The organism is Reinekea sp. (assembly GCF_046710285.1).
Taxonomy (GTDB): Bacteria; Pseudomonadota; Gammaproteobacteria; order Pseudomonadales; family Natronospirillaceae; genus Reinekea.
Map to the genome: position 1 here is coordinate 1 of NZ_JBKEGY010000007.1, position 20,305 is coordinate 20,305.

Consider the following 20,305-nt stretch of genomic DNA (forward strand, 5'->3'; position numbering starts at 1 on the left):
CTGGTTCTGGTTCTGGTTCTGGTTCTGGTTCTGGTTCTGGTTCTGGTTCTGGTTCTGGTTCTGGTTCTGGTTCTGGTTCTGGTTCTGGTTCTGGTTCTGGTTCTGGTTCTGGTTCTGGTTCTGGTTCGACAATAGTTTCGACTACAGTCGTTTTAACTTGAATTTTTTCTTCAACTTTTGTCTCTACCTCAGGTTTAATTTCCTGAACTAAATCTTCCTCTTCGATATTACTGGTGGCGACATGCAGCATTTCATCCAAATACGACATAACCGCCAACTTATTGGAGACGACTGCCGTTTTGGTTTTAACTTTAGGTGCTGTCATATTGCTCACTTCTTACAATCTCAACAGAAACATTGGTTATTCCTGCCCTAACAAGGTTTTTAATAGCAGACTGTACGCTCGTGCTCCGCGTGAATTATGGTCGAGCTGGCTAATGGCTTTACCTTCACGGCTCGCATCTCGTAGCTTTGTATCAACAGGAATAGCCGAGTGCCAAATATGACCTTCGTGCTGCTCTCGCAGCGTTTTTAAGGTCTTAATGGATGCCTGGGTTCTGCGATCAAACATAGTTGGGATAACAATGTAGTCGACATCTCGCTTCTGTGAGCGCATCACCATGGCAATGGTATTCACCATTCGCTCCAACCCTTTTAAAGCTAAAAACTCTGTTTGTACTGGTACCAGTAGTTTTTTGCACGCCGCTAAGGAGTTAATCAACAAAACGCCCAATAGAGGCGGCGTATCAATGAGTGCGTAATCGTAATCATCCCACAATTTCGCCAAAGTTTTTGACACCACAAGACCCATGCCTTCTTGTTGACTGACATTTCGCTCTAATGTCGCTAAGGCCGTAGACGCAGGAATCATGTTCATACCATCGACCGTGGTTTTTATAATGACATTACTCAAAACATCATCTGGAATTTTGCCTTGATTCATAAACAAGTCGAAAGCACTGTGTGGGATTTCATCTGGGTTATGACCAAAATAGCTGGTTAATGAGCCTTGAGGGTCTAAGTCGAACAGCAGCACTCTGTGCCCTTGTTCAGCAAGCAATGCACCTAACGAAACAACGGACGTCGTTTTTCCGACTCCGCCTTTCTGGTTAGCAATTGACCAAACGTGCATATTGACCCCTTATTTCCATTTGTACCGCCGCCAAAAGGTGGCGTTATTCATACAGTGTATCGGCCGCTATAATAATAATTTAACTTTTTAATCGCTGTATTCTTGTAAACGATGCGCCATCACTCGAGCATTTTCTTGATCGGTAATGGCAATAAAGCCATCTAAGGCCATTTCGTCAAAACGAATGCGCTGCGCAACTTTCGTTTCCAAGCGAGCTGCTAATGGATAAAGGAAAAAAAACGAGAGACCGAGCCCATATGCAAGCGCCGCTATTGCCGCTGCAATTTGAGCCACCTCGATTGAGGCTAGGTTAGGTGTGCGTATAATGTCGATGATCCCTAGAAGAGTAAAGCATAACCCGACTCCAATCGCGCTTCTGGCCATATACTCGAACAAGTTCACGAGTCGTTGCCATTTCATTATACGAGTTTTGCTGGCGACGCTTAAGCCGCGCCTTAGTATGTCTTCATTTGCGCTATCAATAATATATTGCAAACCCAGGTTCAGGTACTCGTCTTGCTCCTCTTCTAGCACCGTCTCTAGGCCTAACGGCCCTGTCTTACGAACCATTTGATTCCAATTTATAAGCTTTTTGATGGTCTTTGGATGGCTAAAATCATTTGGCCAGAATAGGCTGGGAAACGCCTGCCAAATGTAGTGTAACTGGCTTTTATCGCTACGAATAAGCACCACAGCAATCAAACCCATCAACACGCTTAAGCTTGCACCGTGCATGCCCAATATTTTTATAAACAAGGGGTTTAAAATAAAACTTAGCCAAGCAAGTATAAGCCCGATTACCGGAAACATGAACGCCTCTCTTTAAACGACTTCGATCATGCGTTTACTGATCTCTTGCAGAGCTATGATTTCATCTGCAAGATTAGCTTTTACTATAGCCGATGGCATTCCATCAATAACGCAGGTTTTACCTTCTTGGGCCCAAACCACGGCACCGGCCTGTTTTAATAAACGAGCACCCTCTCGACCATCCGCCCCCATGCCTGTCAACACAATCGCTAATGTATTGCGGTTATAGTATTTAACGGCACTGCCAAAGGTTAAGTCGACACTAGGTTTATAATTGAGACGCTCATCCCCTGCCATGATTCTTATTTTGCCTTTTTGAGACAAAATCATTTGCTGACCACCGGGCGCTAAATAGGCCGTTCCAGGCTTAAGCAAATCACCATCATGAGCTTCTTTAACCGAGATTTTACACTGGCCATTTAGGCGTTCTGCGAAGGCACCGGTAAAGGTACCAGGCATGTGCTGAATAAGTAAAATAGGTGCAGGGAAATTCGCTGGTATCTGCGTTAGAACTTTTTGTAAAGCGACTGGGCCGCCAGTAGAGGTTCCAATCATCACTAAATCGAAACTCTGCACGTAGATTTTTTTCTTGGACCGAGACGAAGCGCTAGGCGCTTCAACCGTGCTAGGCACACGCGCATTAGCTTTAGCAACTGGTCTGGCTAAGGTAAGTATTTTATTGACTAATATTTGCCGTAAACTTGAATTTGAACCCGAAACTTTTTCATAAGATTTTGGCAAAAAATCTACGGCCCCGGCTTCTAACGCATCTAAGGTGACGCGCGCGCCTTGCAAAGTAAGCGACGAAAACATCAGGATAGGCGTAGGGCATTCGTTCATGATATGCCGAACAGAGGTAATGCCATCCATTAATGGCATTTCATAGTCCATGGTGATGATATCGGGTTTTAACTGCTTAGTTTTATCTATGGCCTCACGACCATTACTTGCTTCTCCCACAACGGATAATTGAGGATGCGCGTCAATAATGGCCCTGATTTGATGCCTGAAAAAAGATGAGTCATCAACAATTAAAACCTTAACAGGCATTTACTTACCTCAATGAATTTAGTTAAGCACCTGTGTGTGCTTTCAGTAACCCTGGTATATCAAGTATCAGCGCCATACGGCCATCTCCAGTAATGGTCGCACCGGCCATGCCATCCGTGCCTTGCAGCAATTTACCGAGCGGCTTAATCACCACCTCTTCTTGGCCAACCAATTGATCAACCACAAGGCCAATGGTTTTTATACCAACTGACACAACTACAACGTGACCTTCTGTGGTTTCAACCGCTGAATTTTTGTCTATTAACCAACGTTTTAAATAATACAAAGGAATAGGTTTGCCACGTACTAGGACAATTTCTTGCCCGTCGACAACATTGGTTTGCGACAAGTTTAGATGGAAAATTTCGTTCACGCTTGCCAAAGGCAAAGCAAAAGCTTGATTGCCTAACATAACCATTAAGGTTGGCATAATTGCTAACGTTAATGGCACTTTAATATTAATTGTGGTGCCGACATTGAGCTTTGAGTCTATATCGACGGTGCCATTGAGTTGCGAAATTTTAGTTTTCACAACATCCATTCCGACGCCTCGACCAGAAACATCTGAGATCACTTCTTTGGTGCTGAAGCCGGGGGCAAAAATTAGGCTATAACATTCTTTTTCAGTTAAACGATCTGCAGCTTCTTGATCCATCACGCCACGTTTAACCGCAATACCGCGTAATTTCTCTGCATCCATACCTGCGCCATCATCTCTGATGGTTAACAAAATATGATCGCCTTCTTGTTCGGCAGACAAAATTATCCGCCCGACGCGTGGTTTACCATGAGCCTCTCGAACGTCGGGGCTTTCAACACCGTGATCGACTGAGTTTCGCACTAAGTGAACCAAGGGATCAGCCAAAGCATCAACTAAATTCTTATCTAAATCTGTTTCTTCACCGACTAACTCAAGGTTTACTTCTTTTTTCAGATTACGAGCTAAGTCACGTACAACACGAGGGAATCGACCAAAGACCTTTTTAATGGGTTGCATGCGCGTCTTCATTACTGAAGATTGCAAATCAGCCGTTACCACGTTTAAGTTACTGACTGCTTTTTGGAGTGCTTCGTCTTCAAGCTCACTGCCTAAACGAACCAGACGGTTTCGAACCAGCACTAACTCGCCAACCATATTCATGATGTCGTCTAGCCGTTGAGTGTCGACTCGCACGGTCGTATCTTGACCGCTGCCTCCTGATGCTGCTTTTGCTGGCGCGGCTGCACTAGTTGCTGCTTTTGCAGGTGCGGCAACGGGTGCCTTTTCTGCTGCCTTAGCGATAGTGGCTGGCGCTTTAATCGCCTCTGACTTAGCTTCGACATTGGGCGTTGGCGCAACAACGGACTTAGTTTCTACTGAGGTGTTACTGGCATCTGAGGCGGTAAACTTACCTTTGCCGTGGAGTTGATCTAAGAGCGCTTCAAATTCATCGTCGGTAATTTCGTTGCTATTACTCGCTGATTCTGGAGCTTTGAGTTCAGGTGCTGGAGTTTTTTCAACCGGCTTACTATCTGAATCATCAGAGGCACTAAATTTACCTTTACCGTGGAGTTGATCAAGTAAAGCTTCAAACTCGTCATCAGAGATTTCATCGCTATCACTATCACCAGTGGCGCTAGCTATCTCCTCTTTAGGAGCTTGCTCTTCTGGTGGGTTATTTGAGTCCGGCGTAATTGCATCTAGTAACTGCTCAAATTCAGAATCAGTAATGTCATCTCCAGGCTCACCCGATTTGCCGCTCGCATCGCTTTCTTCTGCTGGCGCTACAGGTTCCTCTGATGCTGGCGGAACTGAGCCTGTTTCAGATTCTGGTTTTGCATAATAATAAAGTTTTTCAATTAGGGCTGGGTCAGCGGGTTGCAAACCTTCTTCAGAACCAATTGCAGCAAACATTTCATTTACTGCATCTAGGGCTTGCAACACGTAGTCCATTAGTTCTGAATTAACGGCGCGCTGACCATTGCGAAGCGTGTCAAATACATTTTCTGCTACATGGCAGCAGTCGACCAATTCATTTAATTGTAGAAAACCTGCTCCGCCTTTAACGGTATGAAATCCACGGAAAATGGAATTCAATAGATCTTTGTCATCTGGTCTATTTTCTAAATCTACCAGCTGCTCTGATAGCTGCTCTAAAATTTCACCGGCTTCTACCATAAAATCTTGGAGAATTTCGTCATCCGCTTCAAAGCCCATAGGTGCCCCTTAAAATCCTAAACTAGATAAAAGATCATCAACATCGTCTTGGCTGCCCATTACATCTTCACTTTCGGAATTAATTTGTGGACCGTGCCCTTTCATGTCTTTATCGGCCGTTGTTTCTGAATCTTCACCTTTTGTCACAATTCCTGTAATTTGCTCAACTTGACTTGCCATAAAGACTAAATCGACCAAACTTGTTTCAACTTCTTTTACTAAACCAGTCACTTTATTGATCACTTGGCCAGTCAAATCTTGAAAGTCTTGTGCCATTAGAATTTCGGTCATATTCGCAGATAATTTATCAGTGTTTTGATCGAGTCTTGTAAAAAACTCATCTAAACGCCAATACAAGCCTCTAAATTCATCTGGCGTCATGTCTCGCTGAACAAGCCGGCCCCATTCAGCCCGAAAGGCTGTCGCTTCAGTTTTTAACGTATCTACGATTGGCAGGCTATCTTCGACAAGATCAAGCGTTTTGTTGGCAGCACGATCGGTCAACTTCATAACGTAACCTAAGCGATCGGTTGCTTCGCTCATATTCGTTATGTCGTCATCGTCTTTATCGTCGCCGCCATCAATATGGAAATTGGTAATGGCGTTATGCAGTGCCCGGGTCAACTTGCCTACCTCTTGATAGAGGCCTCTATCTCGAACCGATTGCATTTCTTCCAAGGTCGCCATGGCATCTTCTAGCTCACCTTCTTCGATTTTCGCATGCAATATGAGTGCTTTTTCTCTAAGTGAAGAGACAAGGTCATAGTCTGCAACTACGTCAGTTTGCTGTGCTTGGTACAATTGCTCCAGCACGTTTGCAGCTAGATCAATATTTCCAGCGTCGACGTGCTGTAAGAGCTCCGGCGCTTTTATTTTAAGCAACTCCGAAAACTCAGTAGGCTTATGTGCTATTTCCGACATAAACTCCCCCGGAAGAATAGGCGATGTTTTAACCGTCTACACGCTCAAAGATTTTTTCAATCTTTTCTTTGAGTGCGGCGGCGGTGAATGGCTTAACGACGTATCCGTTAACACCTGCTTGGGCGGCAGCAACAATTTGGTCACGCTTAGCCTCTGCGGTCACCATCAAGACTGGAATGTCTTTGAGGCGATCATCTGCCCGTATCTTTTGTAATAGCTCAATCCCTGTCATGCCAGGCATGTTCCAATCGGTTACTACGAAATCAAAATCGCTCGATTGCAGCATTGGCCAAGCAGTCGTGCCATCGTCGGCTTCTTGAGTATTGGTAAAGCCTAGATCGCGCAACAAGTTTTTAACGATTCGACGCATCGTAGAAAAATCGTCAACAACCAGAATTTTCATATTTTTGTCCAAGATGACCTCCTATAGCCTATCTCTAGCAACCTACTTATTTATGATAGACCGTTGTTCAGTTCTATCCAGTTTTTAGATTGCCATGATCAAACAATCATCCGCTGCTTTATCACTATTTAGATATATCGGCGGAACTTTTGATAAGTTTATAATAAATAATGAAGATAAGGGATAATAAAGTAGTTTAGCTCCAATCGCGCATCTTCGAACGCAAGCGCATTGTCGCCTGAGAATGGATTTGACTAACCCTAGATTCACTGACGCCGATCACCGCGCCAATCTCTTTCAAGTTTAATTCTTCTTCATAATAAAGCGCTATGACTATTTGCTCGCGCTCGGGTAGCGCTTTCATGGCGTCAATTAGCTGATCGTTCATTTGATCATTTTGTAGCCCAATTAAAGGCGCTTCACCATCGACTAGCTCTGGACGAGGTTCTCTATGTTCAGAATTGCTGTTTTCGACTAACTCTTCAAAACTAAACAGCCGTGAACCTTGGGTGTCTTTGAGCAAACCAAAATACTGATCAATAGTAATGTTTAGCTCTTCGGCTATTTCTTGATCTTGCGCATCACGTCCTTCACGCATCTCAATGGTATGAATTGCGTCTGAAATACGTCGAGAATTGCGATGTACACTACGCGGAATCCAATCGCCCTTGCGGATTTCATCGAGCATCGAACCACGAATACGAATCCCAGCATAGGTTTCAAAACTAGCGCCTTTGCTTTGGTCGTAATTAGCAGAGGCTTCAAACAAGCCAATCATGCCAGATTGAACTAAGTCTTCTAGCTGCACGCTGTCTGGCAGTCGTGCAAGTAAATGATGGGCAATACGCTTAACTAACAAGCCATACTGATCGATCATGTGCTCATAATTTATGGTTTTTTCGGTTTTATACATAGTATATTTTTGCACCGACATCTCAGGCGACCCCAACACCTTGAACTAAACGCTCGACAAAAAACTCTAAGTTTCCTTTCGGCGTCACAGGGAGTGGCCAGGTTGCGACTTTTTGTGCCAACGAGCGATAAGCCACAGCAGCTTTCGAACGAGGGTACGCCTCTAGCACAGCTTTTTGTCGCTGTACCGATTTTCTAACAGCATCATCCATTGGGATAGAGCCGCAATATTGTAGAGTAACATCTAAAAAGCGATCAGCAACTTTTGCTAATTTATTAAACAGCATTTGGCCTTCTTTAGGTGTTCGAACCATGTTCGCCACTACTCTGAAACGATTGAGTCGACAATCTCGCTCTAATACCTTAATTAATGCATAAGCATCCGCTATAGAAGTTGGCTCATCAGTGACCACCACTAGGGCTTCTTGGCTGGCTCGCACGAAACTCGTCACGGTTTTTGAAATACCCGCAGCCGTATCGACAATAAGCACATCCATATAATCAGCTAGTTCACTAAAGGCGGTGATAATACCGGCATGCTCTATTTCGCCTAGGTTGGCCATTTGCTGGGTGCCAGACGATGCAGGGATAATTTTTATACCTGATGGTCCCTCTACCATAACATCCGATAAGGTCGCTTCTCCTGCTAGTACATCGCTAATATTTTTATTAACAGATAAACCGAGCAATATATCGAGGTTGGCTAAGCCTAGGTCAGCATCTAACAGCACGACTCGCTTGCCTTGTTCAGCAAGGGCAATCGCCATGTTGACGGATACGTTACTTTTACCGACACCACCTTTGCCTCCGGTAACCGCAACTACTTGTACTGGATTCACTGAATTCATTACCTCTTTCCTCTCATGCTGTTCAGTATAGAACAGACATCGAATTTTGCTCACCTATATCAACAAAAACTCTCACTAAACGCCTTAATTATGCGCTGGCTGACGCTCTTAGCGTCGATTTTTCGCCGTGAAGGCTTTTTACCAGCCGCTGTACTAAGGGTTTAACTTCACACATTTGAATATCTTGGGGAATACTTTGACCATCGGTGCAATACCAAATTGGCCAACGATGCTTCAATACTGGCTCTAGTACACCACCAAAGCTGGCAGATTCGTCTAGTTTGGTCAAAATTACTGAATCAAACTGGGCGGTCGTGTAACTTTGAATAAATTGGGATAACGCAGCCGGATGCATAGTAGCAGGAATAACCAACATGGTTTGTATTTCGCGCGATAGCTGTTCTTGGCTAATGAGCTTATTCCAATAACGCATAGCCTCTTTACTACCACTGGTATCAATGAAGACGATTTTTTTAGCTGCCAACGTTGAGAGTTTGGCCGCTAGAGATTGACCTTCAGATAAGGCAAAAAAATCTACATTTAAAATCTGTGCGACAGATTTCAATATATCTTGACCGCCCACTTGAAACCAATCTAAAGAAATAATGGCCACCGCATCCATACCAAAGTCTTTCACTGCGTGCGCTGCCAGTTTTGCAATAGTGGTCGTTTTCCCTGCCCCTGTTGGACCATTCACGGCAAAAACACCGCCGTTTGCAGTTGGCTCATAGAGCGGTGCCGGTATGGCAGAACTCAATCGACCCATAAGTTTACGCCAATTGTTATCAAGCGAATCCTCTCGGTCATGATGCGCCATTAGCTTACCGATAACACTCGACGTAAAGCCCATGGTTTGCAACCTTGCTTCGAGTCGCTCGTATTGGGGACTTACTTGTCCAATGGGCTGCGCTAATTGTTCGGTTTGCTCTTTGAGAAGATCCTTTAAGCCGTCAATTTCTTGTCGGATCATCTGAAATGCTTTTAAGTCATCATTCGATGACACCGTACGTGCCGGTTTTACCTGACGTGCCTGTTGCTTCGTGACTTCATCAGCTAGCTGAGCCGCTTGTGCAGAGGTTCGAGGAGCCTGCTTTGGCTTGGGCAAAGGCGAGGTTGATGTTGAAACCCCTGAGAACGCCTGCTGATTCTTATTCGACATAGTTCCTAATAATTGCGCCATGGAATCTACATCGAGTGGCAAACTAGAGCCTGCTTTGATTATGCCCGAAGCGGTTGTTTGCTTTACTTCAGAAACTGTTTCGGTTTCTAGCTCAGCAGAAAACTGATCATAATCTTGTTCGTCAACACCGGCGACAATTTCTAAACCAGAACCCATTCGCTTGTTAGAAAGGATCACCGCTTCAGGGCCAAGCGCTTCGCTGATCATTTTCAATCCGGCTTGCATATTTGTTGCAGTAAAACGCTTAATTTTCATGGTTTTTCCTTACTGACCGCCAACGGTGGCCACTATCGTAATGTGCTTGTTATCGGGTATTTCTTGAAAACTTAATACTTTTAAGTTTTCAACACCGTGACGAACAAATTTAGCTAATAATGTTCTTAGTGATGCTGCCACCAACAACACAGCTGGCTTGCCTTCTGCGTCTAAGTTTTTCACCGCTTCCGCAAGTGAATTCTGTAATCGCTCTGCCATTCCTGGCTCTAATGCGACACTGTCAAGATTCCCATCAGCACCGGCCTGTTGTACAGTCTTATGCAATAGCTGTTCCAATCCACGATCTAAGGTGATTACGGGTATTTCTTTGGCATTGCCAACAATGCTTTGCACAATCATACGGGCCAATCCCATCCGCGCTGCATTGGTTAATACGCCAATGTCTTGTGATTTAGAAGGCATGTTCGTGAGTGATTCGGCAATACTGCGCATATCTTTCACTGACACATCTTCGACTAATAAATTCTGCAAAACCTTCAATAGCTGCGACAAAGACAAGGTATTCGGCACCAACTCTTCTGCCAATTTTGGCGAATTTTTCGATAATAAATCGACCATTTGTTGAACTTCTTCATGACCCAATAATTCATAAGCATGCTGCTGCAAAATATGATTCACATGAGTTGCCACAACGGTGCTGGCATCAACAACGGTGTACCCTAAGGTCTGGGCTTTGTCTTTCTCGGAGGAGTCGATCCATATTGCGTCTAAACCAAAGGCAGGGTCTTTGGTTTTCACCCCTTCGAGCGGTCCAAAAACTTGGCCTGGGTTTATCGCTAACTCTTTTTCTGGGTAGACTTCACCATCGGTAACGGCCACACCCATGAGGGTTAATTGGTAGGCGTTGGGCATTAAATCTAAGTTGTCACGTATATGGATCGAAGGCACGAGAAAGCCAAGTTCTTGTGACAGCTTTTTACGAATGCCTTTTATACGGCCCAATAATTGACCGCCTTGGGAGCGATCCACCAGCGGAATTAAGCGATAGCCTACTTCTAGCCCAATCACATCTACGGGCTGTACATCATCCCAACTTAACTCTTTGGTTTCTTCTGGGCTCGACATAATAGGCGGAGGTCCATCCAGTCCAGGCTTTTTGTCTGTGGCTATTTTTTTACTGCCAAATGGCTGAGAGCCAGCCTTCATGGGCACAAAGGTTACACCTTCTTCGACAGTCTCTTTGTATTTAATGTAAAACGCTCCGGCTAATGAAATTACGGCAAGCGTTAAGAATACAAAATGAGGCATACCCGGAATAATACCCATGATAAACAATACAAAGGCGGTAATTGCTAAGGCGTTAGGTGTGCCAAACATCTGTTGAGATATCTGCTCGCCCATTTGGATGCTGGAACTGTTTCGCGTCACAGTAATGGCAGCAGCGACCGATAACAGTAAGGAAGGTATTTGAGCAACCAAGCCATCACCAATGGTAAGCAAGGCATACTTTTGAACCGCGTCGGAAAACTCTAAGTTGTGCTGCATCATGCCAATGACCAGCCCGCCGACTATGTTGATCACTAGAATCAAGATACCGGCAACCGCATCACCTCTAACAAATTTAGATGCACCATCCATTGACCCGTAAAAATCGGCTTCTTGTGATATTTCTGCACGTCTCGTTTTTGCTGTATCGGCGTCTATTAACCCAGCATTTAAATCGGCGTCAATTGCCATTTGCTTGCCTGGCATTGCATCCAAGGTAAAACGAGCGCTTACTTCTGAAACACGACCCGCACCTTTGGTGACGACGACAAAGTTAATAATCATTAAAATGGCGAAAACAACTAAGCCAACGGCATAGTTACCGCCGATGAGTACTTCACCAAATGCTTCAATAACTTTACCTGCTGCGTCACCACCTTCATGACCATACATCAGAACAACTCGCGTAGAGGCGACGTTCAAGGCTAAGCGCATTAATGTAGCGACTAACAAAATAGAAGGAAAAACAGAGAAATCGAGCGGTCTTAGAACATAGATAGTGACTAATAAAACGACAATAGATAGCGCGATGTTGAAGGTGAAAAACATATCGAGCATAAACGTTGGCACAGGCAACGTCATTAACCCTAATAACAAGAGCAAAAATACGGGAACACCCATTAGACGCTTACTGGCTAATTGGGCGTTCCGGCCTGTTCCGCGTAAAACCGCTTGGCCGTCTACATTTTTAAATTGTGAACCCGCAGAGCGGACAGAATCAAATAGAGCCATTCGTCAAATTTCAGTCAGGTTAAGTATCTAACTGATTAGATCGCAAGTATCAGGCCAAGATGGCAATAACGAGGTTTTTAATTACAACCAAATTGCAGGGGTCGCAAAGGTTATCTTAATTGAGAGACCATCAACTATGGCGTCGTTTAAAAGATCCACGCCATTCATGGTCATTTTTCGCTTCTTCCAAGCGCTAGGTAATCCTATTTCGAGAACAGACCATTGAGCTTTAAACTGGCTTTGATCTATAGATAAATGACACTCGACAATATCTTGGCTTAGTTGATACCCAAAACTTAGGCGTACATATTTATGGCTCTGTTTTGCAATCGAAATACCATCATCATCTCTAAATAAAATACGATTTGACTCTTTGCCTTCAATTATCAATAGCCGCAATACGGTCATCGGCGCTTCGGAAGATAACCTTGGCGGCGCTAACGGTAAAATACTCCCTGCCCGCAAGAACATGGGAATATCTTCTAGCCCGGCGTGCGCTAACTGATAGCCAGAACCCATAACCAGTTTATCTTCGTGCACATTTAACCACTGCCCTTTAGGCAGCCAAACGGCTCTGGCCAGTTGCCCAGGCTCCATAATAGGAGCAACCAACATAGCCTGGCCGAGCATAAATTGATCGGCCATGTTTTCGGTGATCACTTCTGAAGGATCGTGCCACATCATGGCTCGCATAATTGGCGTACCTGTCTCGTTGGCATCTCTGAACAACTGATACAAATAGGGCAAAATGGCATAACGTCGTTGAATCGCGCGTGTCGCAATTTTGGTCCAAGGCTCACCAAAAGACCAAGGCTCTTGTGATTGCAAACCAATAGAACAATGATTTCTCATAAACGGATAAAAAGTTCCGAGCTGCATCCAACGAACGAATAATTCAGGCTGTGCATTGTCCATGAAGCCGCCAATATCTGCACCTGCAAATGCAACCCCAGACAACCCTAAGTTTAACAGCATAGGAATGCTCATTCTTAAATGCTCCCATGAGCTACGGTTGTCTCCTGTCCAAACCGCTGCACTGCGTTGAATACCGGCATAACCTGCGCGAGTTAAAACAAAGGGGCGCTGATTAGCGTGTTCGGTTACGGCTTGGGCAGTCGCCTCAGACATTAACAATCCATAGGCGTTATGAACTTGGCCATGCTCAATTGTTTCACCATCAATATAATGAAGCGCATTGTCATCAATGGTTTTTTGTTCGTTAAAGACCGCAGGTTCATTCATATCATTCCAAAAGCCCTGAATGCCCATGTCGATATAAAAATGGTGTAAATCGCGCCACCAGTGACTGACCTCTTGATTAAAAAAGTCGGGCCAAACAGATACGCCAGGCCATACAATTCCTTGCCAAGGGTTTTGATCTTGCCCTTTAATGAAGTAATCCCCGGCTAGCCCTTGTTGATAAACCCGATATTGATCATCAACCTTAACGCCAGGGTCAACAATTGGCACGGTGTGCACACCTAGCGATCTGAGTTTTTCAACCATGGCTGGCGCTTTTTGAAACTGCTTAGGATCAAAACTAAATACCCGATACTCATCCATGTACATTATATCGAGGTATAAAGCATCAAGCCCAATACCGTGTTGACGAAACTGCTCAACCACCTGAATAACTTCTTCAGAACTTTGATAGCTATGTCGTGATTGATGATAACCAAGCGCCCATTTTGGCGGTAAAAAGGGCTTTCCTGTCAAATCGGTATAATGTTTCAATATGTCCGGTAAGCTTTCTCCTGAAATCAAATACAAGTCAATAGCGCCGTTGTTGACACTGATGCATAGCTCCGCATTCAAGCTAAAGTCGAGTGTGCATCGGCCTGGGTTGTCTAAAAAGACACCTAACCAGCCTTGATCGGTTTTAGTAATAAAAAAGGGAATTGACTGATATAACTCATCGGTTGCTTCGGTATGGGGTGCAAACACATCGCTGTTCCAAAAACTCCAACGACGGTTTTTTTTGTTTAGCTCTCCGGTTTTTTCTCCTAAGCCATAGACCGGCCAATGATTTTCAAAATTTAAATACAGATGCTGCGCACCTGAATCATCAGTATAGAGTCCTCGTGAAGTTGAAAAACCGGTTCCATGACGATGATAACCCACCTGCCAATGCGCATTAGGACGCCAAGTCCATTCCATAGAAGCTTGCTGTACTTCCGGAGTGTTTAGGTTGTCATATTGTATAGCGAAACTTTTGGTACTGGGTGTGCCAATGCAAACCCTCAAAATAGCGTTGTTTAAGTGACGAGTGACAATGGGAAAGTGCTCGTGATCTATTCGGGAACCTAATGAACTGCTTATTTCAGTCCGGTAGCCCTCTACCCTTCGCTGTATAGGCGCGTTGTTTGCTAAAACAATTTCAGGCTGCACCGAAATACTACTGGATTGGTTCACTGCGTTGGACATAAAGGCTCTATCAGTTCAGGTAGATTAGAGCCTTAATCCTATGTCTTTGACGCCAATAGCCAAAGGCGGAAACAACCATAAGGTTGAGTTACCGCCTTAGGGTTGAGTTTAAACTTCATCCTCCCAAATCACAGGGGCCAACTCACCTTTCATGGCGACAGTACGGTAATGATCTTCAAGATCGGTACGCTTAATTTTAAGTGTTGGCGTTAGGTATTGGTTTTCGATAGTCCATGCATCTTTAGCAACAATTAAACAGTCGAGTTTCATGTGAGACTCAAGCTTGGCGTTAACTGTCGTTAATGTTTCTTGCAGAGACTCTCGTAATAAGCCTCGATCTTCATGCACTAAATGTTCAGCAAGAACAATAACCGCTACTGGCTGCTTACGACCGGTGCCCATCACACATATTTGTTCAATACTTGCATTCGCCGCTAGTAAAGACTCAATAGGCACTGGCGCAACATACTTGCCCTTGCCAGTTTTAAATTCTTCTTTAACTCGACCAATAATTTTATAGCTGCCGTTCTTATCCTTTATTGCTCGGTCACCTGTAAGGTACCAACCATCGGAGAATGAGGACGCTGTTGCTTCAGGGTTTTTATAGTATTCTTTAAAAACCGCATCGCCCTTAATTTTTATTTCACCTTCGCTGGTCAATGACATCTCAACACAATCACACGGCATACCAATTGTACCGATCAACTTAGGATCGAAGGGTAAGTTGGTACAAGATAGCCCTGTTGTTTCTGTCATTCCCCAGCCTTCGCTGATTTCAATGCCAATACTTAGGTACCACTCTAAAATACTGGGTGAAATGGGCGCAGAACCAGAACCAAACAATCTAACGCTATTTAAACCTAAGCCTTTACGGATCTTCTTAGCGACTAATCCGCCTAAAATTGGAATTTTCAATAAGGTCGCGAGCTTTTTAGCCGGCATCTTTTCAAATACGCCGGTTTGGAAGCGAGTCCATAAGCGAGGAACAGACAAAAAGACCGTTGGTTGTGCGTACTTTAAGTCGTCAACGAAGGTATCTAATGATTCCACAAAAAATACTTTTCCTGCGCTGTAAAGACTGGGCCCTTGAATCACACCACGTTCGACAATATGGGCCAGCGGCAAATAAGACACAACTCTATCATCGTGGTTAAGATTCATAGACGTATAGTGTGTTTCACTCACCGACGCATAATTACGAACGCTGATCATGACACCCTTCGGATTACCCGTACTTCCCGAGGTATAAACAATGCTCATGGTGTCATCAAGCGATTGCGTAGCTGGGTTTGCTATTGGCTGATGCTCTTCTAGCCATTGATTCCACTGTAAATCAGCATTCGCCGTTGGGTAAGGAAAGGCAATACGTGGAATTGAACCATTTAATACAGCATTTGCTGCTTTTGTATCATCAAGCTTACCCAAGAAAATAGCTTTAGCGCCACTGTGTTCAACAATGTACTTTAGGGTTTCCTCTCCGGCTGTTGAATAAACTGGCACACTGATCATACCCGCCATCATGATCGCCCAATCAGCAATAAACCATTCAGCTGAGTTCTTAGCTAAAATGGCGACCTTATCTTTAGGCTGTAAACCAAGCTTCTGTAGGCCTGTCGCAATAACTTGCACTTGCCGAAGCGTTTCGTTCCAGCTTAAGACTCGCCATTGTCTATTTTCCGGTTGATGTAAAAATGGCGCATCGCCATATTTTTCTACATTACTGGTTAAAACCTCTAGCGGAGTACGATAATTCATAGGTCTTCCTTTGTGTTATTTTTATATTTTTTATGAAACCAACTCTACTTCAGCAAATTATCCGTTCATCTGCAAGTACCAGTGTGGCATTATCAACCTGTTTTCGTTAATAGCGACTTAAAGAGTAATATAACCACCCGTTACTTAGGTGTTACGTAAGTTAAGGTATCGAATTGTCCAAATTGACCCAAATCCAGAGCAGCATATTTTTAACCGTAGCCTTAATTGTGTCTATCGTTGCCAATATTTTTTTGTTTAGTGAGAACAATAATCGTCAAAATGATCTGGTAGCCTTAACTGGCCAACTGGAGCACGCGAATGCGCAAAATAAGCAACGGCTTGAAGAACAACTTCAAGCCGGACAGCGTGTAAATTCTATGCAATCAACGCAACAAGATTTGTCGATTATGATTAATGACTTGCAAGCCACCCTGGCAAATTTGCAAACCGATTATCAAAATAGCCGACAAACCGCTCAGCTAACATCGGATAAGTTCGCCAAGGCAACTGAGCAGGCCAAGTTATTTCAAGCTGAGTTGAAAAAAACCAAACAGCAACTTCAAAATGCACAAGCTACCGTCGCTAACTTAGAACGTGCTTTACGTAATAAAGGCAATGAAACACCTGCAACGACAGAAACAGACTCTTTAAAGCTCACTGAACTTAACAACCAGCTCAGCCTTGCTGACCCGGAAAAAGAAATTGGCATTGTTCAGAAATCTGATGGCTCGATCGTACTTAGTATTCCGTTAGAGAAGTTATTCGAGCCCGGTACGGTTGTACTGTCGCCTCAGTCTGCTCAGGTGCTAAAGCCAATTGCACAAAGCCTCAAGTCTTTTAGTGGTCGAGCTATACAGATTGTGGGTCATAGCGATGAACGCCTGATCACTTCTGCATTGGCTGATAAATACCCAACTAACTGGGAGCTGAGTAGCATTCGAGCCAGCAAGGTGCTGTTAGCCTTAATAGAGCAAGGTGTCGACACAACGCAGCTGATGGTGGCTGGTAAAGCAGCCACCCAGCCCGTGCGCGATGAGTCCGGCTCGTCGGCTTGGCAAATTAACCGCCGAATAGAGATAATTATAGAATAGCGGGGTCATTGCAAATGGCTAAGCAGTTGATTCCTATAATTAATTTAGAAAAACTCTTGCAATGTCGCTCTGCAATGTTAAGATTCGCGCGCTTTTGAAATCAGCACAGTGTCCCGTTCGTCTAGTGGTTAGGACACCGCCCTTTCACGGCGGTAACAGGGGTTCAAGTCCCCTACGGGATACCACTTATTTCAAGCGCAGCTAGTAGTTTAGTATGTCCCGTTCGTCTAGTGGTTAGGACACCGCCCTTTCACGGCGGTAACAGGGGTTCAAGTCCCCTACGGGATACCATCCTTTTTCTATATTTGGGTGGTATTTACAAACTTAACAATTCTTTATCTAATCACCTGTCTATATCAAACCTTAGCCAATTTATCGTCAGACATCACAACCTCTAAATTTTTGAATCTTTTAGCTGTGCAACTCTTGACCAGATGCGAATTAATACACTAAAACCAACCTTACCTATTAAATAAAAACACCATTACCTTTATTGCTGCTTATAAGTCATTTAAGCTTAAGTACTCATAGCTTGCTTACCAATAGGATTACAGAGATGATTTCAAAATGGGCAGTTCGATTCGTGCAAATGGCACAATTAGTAGGCTCTTGGAGTAAAGACCCGTCAACTCAAGTTGGCGCTGTTATTACCCGTAAAAACCGAATTGTGTCACTTGGCTTCAATGGTTACCCACATGGTATTTCAGACAGCGCTGATACCGATGACCGTGAAATGAAGTTATTGAAAACTCTCCATGCTGAAGAAAATGCCATCTTATTTTCAGGGCAAGACTTAACTCAGTGTGAAATTTGGGTCACCCATTTTCCATGCCCTAATTGCGCAGCAAAAATAATTCAAACTGGTATGTCTGTCGTGCATTGCCCTGAACAGAGCGAAGATTTTTTATCTCGATGGGGTGACAAAATTAAAATCAGCCAAGACATGTTTAAACAGGCCGGCGTTACCGTTCATTGGGTGCCCGCCGACCTTTTAGCTAGTGAGTCTTAAACTGATGAACCGAATCATCAAGGTCTTTAACCACAACACTTAAGCTTTCAACACTTTCGGAGACTTGCTTCGCCTCTCGCGCAGTTTCAGACGCATTCTCTCCGACTGAACGCATCAACCCAGTTACTTGATCTGCGGTTGCGTTCTGCTCTTCTGCCGCCGCGGCTATCGATACGTTAGCGGTACTTAAATTACGAATAGTCGATACGAAGGCTGTAAACTTTCTACCTGACTCGCGCGCTGTATCTGATACGGCTTCAGTCGCAACTCTTGAACGCTCAATCACTTGAACTGCTTCGCCAGATTCTTTCATCATCTGCTCAATTTTTTGGCGAATCTCATCCGTTGAATCTGCAGTACGACCTGCTAAAGTTCGCACTTCATCAGCCACAACCGCAAACCCACGACCTTGCTCACCTGCACGCGCTGCTTCGATCGCGGCATTTAATGCGAGTAAGTTGGTTTGCTCTGCAATACTTTGAATTGTTTCAAGAATACTTTCGATACTGCTCACACCAACATCAAGTGAACCAATCACAGAAACCGCTTCTTGCATCTGTTTATCAAGCCTTTCCACCGATGCAACAGTGACATTAAAGGACTCATCAATGTCGTTGGCTTCTTGTTCACTTTTTTGCATTTCTTGACTGGTTTCTTCGGCAATTTTAGCGACTTCACCAATTGAGCTGGCCATTTCACTCATTGCATTGACGGCTTGCTCAATATCCATTTGTTGATGGTCTATTTTCGATTGCGTTGCCTGGGAAATCTCGCGTGTGCTGCTAACAATATTGTTAACCTTACGACTTTCGTTTTCAATCCCTTGAATCATTTCACGAAGATCGGCTACCAACTTTCCAACTGAGTCCGCAATTTCCGCAATTTCATCCTTGTTAGAAATGCTGATCGTCGCCATTAAATCACCACCGCTAACTTTACTGATATACCTGTGTAGTTGCTTAATTGGCTTACGAATAGAGGCCACCACGACAAATGCTATGCCTATCGTAAGCACCAATACGACCGCACCAATTAAAATTAACATTGCATAGGTGTCATCTACTTTTTTCGATGACTGTTGAGCCACAATATTCGCTTCTTCAGTTATGGTTCCAGCAATAGAGTCCAGTTCACTGATCAGGGCGTTTAACTCTATTGAGATATTGCTGACGCTGCTTGAAAGCGTATTTTTTAACTGTAAGTAATTGTTCAATGTTGGGGCAATTCCACCTTCCGCTTGTACCACACTGATAAGGTCGCTAACTGAAGTTGTGACGGTTTTTAAGTTATCTGCAAAAAACTGATCATTTCGTGCGAACCCCATAAGCCGGAACGCTAAACGGCTATAGCCATCAGCAAAATCGCGAAACAACTGTTGACTGTCTGAGAAATCTTCAATTTTAGTAGAATAGCTCAACTGCAATGCCAAACTTGAACCACGATCGACCAAACCTTTTGCTTCATAGACTAATTTTTGAGCCGATGGATCAAAGGTTTCATCTATCAGAATAGGCAATGATAATTCTAAATCTTCGACGATAACGTTCAGTTCATCGCGCTTTCCATCGAGTAAATTCAATGATTCAATACTGCGTTGATAGACAGCCAAGTTACTATCTAAGCGCACTGCTAGTGCGTCCATTCGTTCGGTGATTTGATCAATTAGCTGGGCTTCGGACTCCCACGCGGGGATTTGAGGCAAAATGCGGGCTAAAACGGCTGTTTGTTCATCAAACCGTTGAAAGTCCGCCGTTACCATTGAGGTGGCCTTGGTGACTTCCTCAATATCACTTGCGCTAAAGGCATTGGTAATATGCAGGGTTAAGTTTAGCGCCGCTTGTTGGACTTGCCCTACAGCTCTTTCGGCAGGGTTAGCGGAATCAACAATTAGGTTAAGGTTGTCTCGGGTAGAAGATAACCCACTCATACTCATATAAGTTGAAATTAATATCCCAAGCCCCAATACAGAAAAACCTAAGATTAGCCGGCTAGCAACGTTCAATTTCAAACTCATTTCCACACCTCAACAGTAAATTCAAGTTCATTTAGGATTTTGCCTATTAGAGATAACGACCAGTCG

General features: G+C 44.0%; 16 protein-coding genes and 2 tRNA genes. 4 read left to right on the plus strand and 14 right to left on the minus strand.

What is annotated here, in order from left to right:
• From ACI882_RS06650 to ACI882_RS06710, 13 genes are all read right to left on the minus strand, one after another.
• A partial coding sequence (locus tag ACI882_RS06650) for a hypothetical protein (RefSeq protein ID WP_411748457.1) occupies positions 1–325 on the minus strand: 325 nt, incomplete at its 3' end.
• Between the two features lie 36 nt (positions 326–361).
• Positions 362–1,132: a ParA family protein gene (locus ACI882_RS06655; RefSeq protein ID WP_411744218.1), complete on the minus strand. Its 771-nt coding sequence runs from the start codon at positions 1,130–1,132 to the stop codon at positions 362–364.
• 87 nt (positions 1,133–1,219) lie between these two features.
• Positions 1,220–1,942 (minus strand): MotA/TolQ/ExbB proton channel family protein, encoded by a 723-nt coding sequence (locus ACI882_RS06660; protein ID WP_411744219.1) that lies wholly within the window; start codon positions 1,940–1,942, stop codon positions 1,220–1,222.
• A 12-nt stretch (positions 1,943–1,954) separates the two neighbouring features.
• Positions 1,955–2,992 (minus strand): protein-glutamate methylesterase/protein-glutamine glutaminase, encoded by a 1,038-nt coding sequence (locus tag ACI882_RS06665; RefSeq protein ID WP_411744220.1) that lies wholly within the window; start codon positions 2,990–2,992, stop codon positions 1,955–1,957.
• A 22-nt stretch (positions 2,993–3,014) separates the two neighbouring features.
• Positions 3,015–5,189: a chemotaxis protein CheA gene (locus ACI882_RS06670; protein ID WP_411744221.1), complete on the minus strand. Its 2,175-nt coding sequence runs from the start codon at positions 5,187–5,189 to the stop codon at positions 3,015–3,017.
• A gap of 9 nt (positions 5,190–5,198) precedes the next feature.
• Positions 5,199–6,110: a protein phosphatase CheZ gene (locus tag ACI882_RS06675; protein ID WP_411744222.1), complete on the minus strand. Its 912-nt coding sequence runs from the start codon at positions 6,108–6,110 to the stop codon at positions 5,199–5,201.
• A gap of 28 nt (positions 6,111–6,138) precedes the next feature.
• On the minus strand, positions 6,139–6,525 hold the full coding sequence (gene cheY, locus ACI882_RS06680; protein WP_411744223.1) for a chemotaxis response regulator CheY: 387 nt from the start codon (positions 6,523–6,525) through the stop codon (positions 6,139–6,141).
• 184 nt (positions 6,526–6,709) lie between these two features.
• Entirely contained in the window at positions 6,710–7,426 is a 717-nt protein-coding gene (locus ACI882_RS06685; RefSeq protein WP_411744224.1) for an RNA polymerase sigma factor FliA, read from the minus strand.
• Between the two features lie 22 nt (positions 7,427–7,448).
• On the minus strand, positions 7,449–8,273 hold the full coding sequence (locus ACI882_RS06690) for a MinD/ParA family protein (protein WP_411744225.1): 825 nt from the start codon (positions 8,271–8,273) through the stop codon (positions 7,449–7,451).
• A gap of 88 nt (positions 8,274–8,361) precedes the next feature.
• Entirely contained in the window at positions 8,362–9,708 is a 1,347-nt protein-coding gene (gene flhF / locus ACI882_RS06695) for a flagellar biosynthesis protein FlhF (protein WP_411744226.1), read from the minus strand.
• 9 nt (positions 9,709–9,717) lie between these two features.
• Positions 9,718–11,946 carry a flagellar biosynthesis protein FlhA gene (gene flhA / locus ACI882_RS06700; RefSeq protein ID WP_411744227.1) on the minus strand — a complete coding sequence of 743 codons (2,229 nt, stop codon included), beginning with the start codon at positions 11,944–11,946 and terminating at the stop codon, positions 9,718–9,720.
• An 81-nt stretch (positions 11,947–12,027) separates the two neighbouring features.
• Complete coding sequence (locus ACI882_RS06705) at positions 12,028–14,370, minus strand: glycoside hydrolase family 31 protein (protein WP_411744228.1); 2,343 nt, start codon at positions 14,368–14,370, stop codon at positions 12,028–12,030.
• A gap of 108 nt (positions 14,371–14,478) precedes the next feature.
• On the minus strand, positions 14,479–16,125 hold the full coding sequence (locus ACI882_RS06710) for an AMP-binding protein (protein WP_411744229.1): 1,647 nt from the start codon (positions 16,123–16,125) through the stop codon (positions 14,479–14,481).
• 173 nt (positions 16,126–16,298) lie between these two features.
• Between ACI882_RS06710 and ACI882_RS06715 the strand changes: the two genes are divergently transcribed.
• From ACI882_RS06715 to ACI882_RS06730, 4 genes are all read left to right on the plus strand, one after another.
• Positions 16,299–17,216 (plus strand): OmpA family protein, encoded by a 918-nt coding sequence (locus ACI882_RS06715; protein WP_411744230.1) that lies wholly within the window; start codon positions 16,299–16,301, stop codon positions 17,214–17,216.
• A gap of 110 nt (positions 17,217–17,326) precedes the next feature.
• Positions 17,327–17,401, plus strand: a tRNA-Glu gene (locus ACI882_RS06720).
• 31 nt (positions 17,402–17,432) lie between these two features.
• A tRNA-Glu gene (locus ACI882_RS06725) sits at positions 17,433–17,507 on the plus strand.
• 265 nt (positions 17,508–17,772) lie between these two features.
• On the plus strand, positions 17,773–18,225 hold the full coding sequence (locus ACI882_RS06730) for a dCMP deaminase family protein (RefSeq protein ID WP_411744231.1): 453 nt from the start codon (positions 17,773–17,775) through the stop codon (positions 18,223–18,225).
• Here ACI882_RS06730 and ACI882_RS06735 read toward each other — a convergent pair.
• Positions 18,212–20,239: a methyl-accepting chemotaxis protein gene (locus tag ACI882_RS06735; protein ID WP_411746613.1), complete on the minus strand. Its 2,028-nt coding sequence runs from the start codon at positions 20,237–20,239 to the stop codon at positions 18,212–18,214. The genes ACI882_RS06730 and ACI882_RS06735 overlap by 14 nt on opposite strands.
• Positions 20,240–20,305 lie beyond the last annotated feature (66 nt).